The sequence below is a fragment of the Gemmiger formicilis genome, from assembly GCF_016901605.1.
GTDB lineage: Bacteria > Bacillota > Clostridia > Oscillospirales > Ruminococcaceae > Gemmiger > Gemmiger formicilis_B.
Window position 1 is genome coordinate 1 of the sequence record NZ_JACJKP010000200.1, and the last position, 4,689, is coordinate 4,689.

Consider the following 4,689-nt stretch of genomic DNA (forward strand, 5'->3'; position numbering starts at 1 on the left):
TGGCCTGGGAAAAGCATGGGTTCCGTACTGGCGTATACGATACCCCCACGGATGCAGCCCATTTCGGGGTGTCCGGTATTGCCGAGGAATTGACGCAGGTAGCGCCCATGCCGGATGCCAATACCATGGACAGGATCATTAAAGCGCTTTCATAGCGGGAAGGAGCAGATAAAAGATGGCAGAGCATATCACACTGGATACTTTGATGCAGAGCAGCGGCCATACCGCCCTTCAAGTACAGGAGCCTGCAAGCGTGGAAGCGGTGCGCGCTCAGGTGGAAGAATTGAGCCCGGAGCAGAGGGTACGGGTGGAGGAGGTCAAAAATAGCATCGACCTGATGGATTCTCAGGCTGCGCTTCAGTACGGCGTGGGGGCGCAGCGGAACATTTCCAGCTTTTCTGACAATATCCTCACACAGGTGCGCAGTAAGGACAGCGGCTATGTGGGGGAGCTGATGTCGGATCTGGTGCTGAAGGTCAAAGAGGTGGATGTGGACGGGCTGGACGAGGGCTTTTGGGATAAGATCCCATTCCTGAAAAACGCCTCCCGGGCCGTTAAAAAGTTTATGCAGCGGTATGAAAAGCTGGAGGTGCAGATCGACCGCATCGAGCAGCAGCTGGACCAGGCCCGGATGCAGATGCTCAAGGACATCACCATGTTCGACGGGCTGTATGAAAAAAACCTGGAATACTTCCGGGAGCTGCAAATTTACATCGCCGCAGGCGAAGAAAAGCTACAGGAATTGCAGGAAACCACCCTGCCGCAGCTGCGCGCCGAAGCGGCGGCTAAGGGCGACGCCATGAGCGCCCAGGTGGTGCGGGATTTCGAGGACACGGTAAACCGCTTTGAAAAAAAGATCCACGACCTGAAGCTGAGCAAGACCGTCGCTATCCAGACAGCGCCGCAGATCCGCCTCATCCAGAACAACGACAAAATGCTGGTGGATAAGATCCAGACGGCGATCCTCAGCACCATTCCGCTGTGGAAGAGCCAGATTGTCATTGCCCTGGGGCTTCACCGGCAGGAGAGCGTGCTGAAAATGCAGAGAAGCGTCTCCGACGCCACCAATACCCTGCTCACCAAAAACGCAGAACTGCTCAGGCAGAACAGCACGGAAGTGGCAAGAGAATCTGAGCGCGGCATTGTGGATCTGCAAACGCTGAAAAAGGTCAACGCGGATCTGATTTCCACCATTGAGGAAACCATCAAGATCCAGCAGGAGGGCCGCGCCGCCCGCCAGAATGCCGAAACAGAACTCCTCAGTATCGAACAGAAGCTGAAAGAAGCCCTATTGACCGCGATACAGTGAAGAAAAAATGAGGGGTCCTAGACTCCCCAAAAAACTGTATTTAATCCTAGTCGGCATCTATGCTCTTCCTGGCAAATATTGGCGTTTTCGTCAGGCTCCGCTTTTAAGACTGAATGTAAAAGCAGAGGTATGATAGCTCTTATCCGTATGCACAGCAAAAGAGGCCTGGAGTACAACTCCAGACCTCTTTTGCTGTCAATCCGGTTGCGTATGGTTTATTTTTAGAACTTGTGAACGAGCACTTCTTGAGCGCTTTTCTAAAAACGACTTATCCTTTCATCCTACGAGCACGATTTCTTGTTAAATTATGACATCCGATCTTTTCCACCAAAGTCACCATTTTCTCATCGGAAAAGCGGATTTCTTCAAACTTGAAGCGGTAATACTTTTCAGTTCCTTTCTACAACAACAAAGTGGCGTTTTTATAGGGGTTTGGGTGCTCCCAACAAGAACAAATGAGCAGACTGGCAGACAGGCCGGAACGCTCATTTCGCCGCTGTGTACGGACAGCGGCTGTGCTTGCTGTTCTCTCAAATCTCATATCCGCAGAACATGATGCTTCCGCTTTTTCCAAAGCCGGGAGCATTTTTATTTTCACTTTTTTCAAGCAGACCCCTGTTTTTCTCGGAGAAAATGTCCGTTGTAAATTGAAAAGAATTTTTGGAGATACCCCCCCAATCCATAAAATATTGTCCGTTGTAAATTGAGAGGCACTTACGGTTTGGAAATTTTATTCCTGCCGTACCCGCTAATCGGCGAAAAGAATGTCCGTTGTAAAGTGGGAGAGAAATTTTTCTGAGCAGGTACCAAGTTTTTGCTCAAAATTGTCCGTTGTAAAGTGAAGGAAGGTTTCATGTTCAGAAAAATTCTTTGCACAGTACCAAGTTTTCCGCTTGAAATGTCCATTGTAGTTTGAAGGAGGCGAATATCCAATGGCTGAACGCACAGGACCGATCCGCATCGAGTTCTGCGTCACCGAGCAGGAGCGGAAGCTTATCCAAAACAAGATGGCGCAGCTTGGGACTAAGAACATGGGCGCATATCTCAGAAAAATGGCAATCGACGGCTACATCATCAAAGTGGATTACACCCAGCAGAAAAAGCTGGCCGCAGCCGTCAGCCGGGCTGCCAGCAATATCAACCAGATTTGCCGCCGGATCAACAGCACCGGGAATCTCTACGCTGAGGATGTTGCGGAGCTGAAAGAACGCAGGTCGAGATTTGGTCGCTGCTCAAAGAGACCCAGCGAAAGGAATTGTAACCACAGGAGGCCGCTATGCCGCGTATGAGTAAAAAACGAAAAGAGGAATGGGTGTTCTTCCTGAACGACCGGGGACGCATCACCTATAACGCCTTGTGTCGCAAGCGCGTCTACAACTGCAAACAAAGTTTCCGTGCTGCGGTGATCGTCTGTCCGCATTACCACTCCAAACGATCCAACCGCCCGCCTTAATTGCCCTGCGCCGGAGAAAGGAAGTACCATGGGAAGCCAGACGCAATTTATGAAAGGCGTGTTGGAATTATGTGTCCTGAAAATCATCTCCGAAGAACCGACCTACGGATATGCGATCCTGACAGAGCTGCAAAAACCCTCCTATTCTGACCTGACTGAAAGCACTCTCTATCCGCTACTGTTTCGCCTGGAGCAGCACAAGGATGTGACCATCGAACGGCGAGCCTCGCCCAATGGTCCGAGCCGAAAGTATTATACGATCACAGAACATGGACGTGAAACACTCTCAGAATATTGGGAAAACTGGCAACAGGTTTGTGACCTTGTTTCCTCCGTTTTTCAGAAAGGAGCGCCCTATGAATAGCTACCTTACACTCCGCAAAGCCAACAAAATGCGTCTTGCCATGGTCTCGGAAACAAGCCAAAAGCAAATACGGGACATGGTACACTATCTGCAGGTGGTGAGCTGGGATATTTCTGGCGCAGAGGCAATCAAGAGCGACCTCATTGACATGGCAATTCAGGCAAATAAAGAGGGAAAAGAACTCTTTACTGTTCCGGAGGAAGCAGCTTCCTTCGCGGCGGAAATGAAGAAGCAGTGCGCCACGCCAAACCTCCGGAATCTTTTCTTCCTCCTCATCTGGTTTTTCCTGTACAATGCGGTCGGGTATCTGCTGTTGTATTTTGTGGATCAGCAATTGCTGGCGCCAATGGATACCAACTACCTCTTCAGTCTGGTAATTGGTACACTGTCCACCTATGTCCTATGGAAATATGTGATACGGCAAATCGCGTTTCCCATGAGAAAGCACCTACTTGTATTTATCGCGCTGCTGGTTGCGTATTCTGTGATTATGTATCTGCTGGTCGGGCTTTTGCACAGCTTCGTGCCACCAATTGTTGCTGTCAGCATGAACTTCTTGGGATGGAGTATATTCTACTGGGTGCTTTTCATCCTTCTATATTGTTTGCGGCTGTACCACTACGGACATAACCCTGCTGTTGTAAACAGACTGTGATACCGGATAGCATCTCTCTGCCACCTATCTGCTGGAACGGGGCGTCAGCAGAGAAAGAATACTGTGCCACCTTGGATGAACAAACGCCAATGCTTTTGTTTGTCCGGCACACCCATAGTGAGGATTTTCCCTTTCGGGAGAATCCTCACTATTAGTTATGTTTGCAAACTTTTGGTGTTTTGCCCGGTTTGCACAAGTATCGTGGCCGTTCTTCGTTGGGTTTGGTGATAGCTTTGTATCGCAGAGGTTGGTATCCTTTGTGTCAATACACACAAAGGAGTGGTCAAAATGGCAAGCATCCGAAAACGAGGACAAAACAGTTATCTCATCGTGGTATCCCGCGGCTACGATTACGAAGGGAACCGACTGAAAGCCGCACAGAAAACGGTACATCCACCGAAAGATCTCACACCCGGCCAGTGCAAAAATGGCTGAACGAACAGGCTGTTCTGTTCGAGCGGGAAGTACGGCATGACCCGCAGCCGGTGAACCATGCCATGACGCTGGCAGCGTATACCGAACACTGGCTGCGGGATATCGCCCCAGGCAAGCTGGCAGCCAGTACCTATTCCCGTGACCAGCAGGATATCCGGCGCATCCTGCCAGCACTGGGGCATTACAAACTGACCGATCTGCGCAAGGAAACCATCCGTGCCTTCTACGAGGCCATGCGCTCAGAGCCTAAACTGACGGATGGACAGCCGCTATCGGAACGGTCGGTTGAGGGACTGCACAACACACTGTGCAGCATCTTGTCCGGTGCCGTGGAGGAAGGCTACCTGACCCATAACCCAGCCTGGCGGGTGTACAAACCTAAAGGCGTGCGCAAAGAGCGCCCGGTGGCCGACGAGGAAACGGTGCAGAAGCTGATCGCCGCTCTGGAAACACAAAGCATGAAATATGAAGTG

General features: G+C 50.7%; 6 protein-coding genes and 1 pseudogene. All 7 read left to right on the forward strand.

Features of this window, described 5'->3' with window-relative positions; genetic code table 11:
• The first annotated feature begins 175 nt into the window (after positions 1 to 175).
• Positions 176 to 1,309 carry a toxic anion resistance protein gene (locus H6B10_RS12680; RefSeq protein WP_243427373.1) on the forward strand — a complete coding sequence of 378 codons (1,134 nt, stop codon included), beginning with the start codon at positions 176 to 178 and terminating at the stop codon, positions 1,307 to 1,309.
• Between the two features lie 932 nt (positions 1,310 to 2,241).
• A pseudogene (locus H6B10_RS12685) lies at positions 2,242 to 2,570 on the forward strand (plasmid mobilization protein).
• Positions 2,571 to 2,594: 24 nt separating this feature from the next.
• On the forward strand, positions 2,595 to 2,762 hold the full coding sequence (locus H6B10_RS12690) for a hypothetical protein (RefSeq protein WP_204651944.1): 168 nt from the start codon (positions 2,595 to 2,597) through the stop codon (positions 2,760 to 2,762).
• A 28-nt stretch (positions 2,763 to 2,790) separates the two neighbouring features.
• Entirely contained in the window at positions 2,791 to 3,126 is a 336-nt protein-coding gene (locus tag H6B10_RS12695; protein WP_204651941.1) for a PadR family transcriptional regulator, read from the forward strand.
• A complete protein-coding gene (locus H6B10_RS12700) occupies positions 3,119 to 3,781 on the forward strand; it encodes a hypothetical protein (RefSeq protein WP_204651942.1) in 663 nt (220 codons plus the stop codon). The genes H6B10_RS12695 and H6B10_RS12700 overlap by 8 nt, the downstream gene beginning before the upstream one ends.
• Positions 3,782 to 4,069: 288 nt before the next feature.
• Positions 4,070 to 4,216, forward strand: coding sequence for a hypothetical protein (locus H6B10_RS18080; protein WP_243427374.1), 147 nt, complete (start codon positions 4,070 to 4,072; stop codon positions 4,214 to 4,216).
• Positions 4,201 to 4,689 (forward strand): site-specific integrase (locus H6B10_RS12705; RefSeq protein WP_430661762.1); only part of this gene is annotated, 489 nt, incomplete at its 3' end. The genes H6B10_RS18080 and H6B10_RS12705, both read left to right, overlap by 16 nt.

Bases quoted from the DNA above. Each gene is read 5' to 3' on its own strand.
- H6B10_RS12695 (WP_204651941.1), top strand. From the start codon at position 2,791: ATGGGAAGCCAGACGCAATTTATGAAAGGCGTGTTGGAATTATGTGTC.
- H6B10_RS18080 (WP_243427374.1), top strand. From the start codon at position 4,070: ATGGCAAGCATCCGAAAACGAGGACAAAACAGTTATCTCATCGTGGTA.
- H6B10_RS12690 (WP_204651944.1), top strand. From the start codon at position 2,595: ATGAGTAAAAAACGAAAAGAGGAATGGGTGTTCTTCCTGAACGACCGG.
- H6B10_RS12700 (WP_204651942.1), top strand. From the start codon at position 3,119: ATGAATAGCTACCTTACACTCCGCAAAGCCAACAAAATGCGTCTTGCC.
- H6B10_RS12680 (WP_243427373.1), top strand. From the start codon at position 176: ATGGCAGAGCATATCACACTGGATACTTTGATGCAGAGCAGCGGCCAT.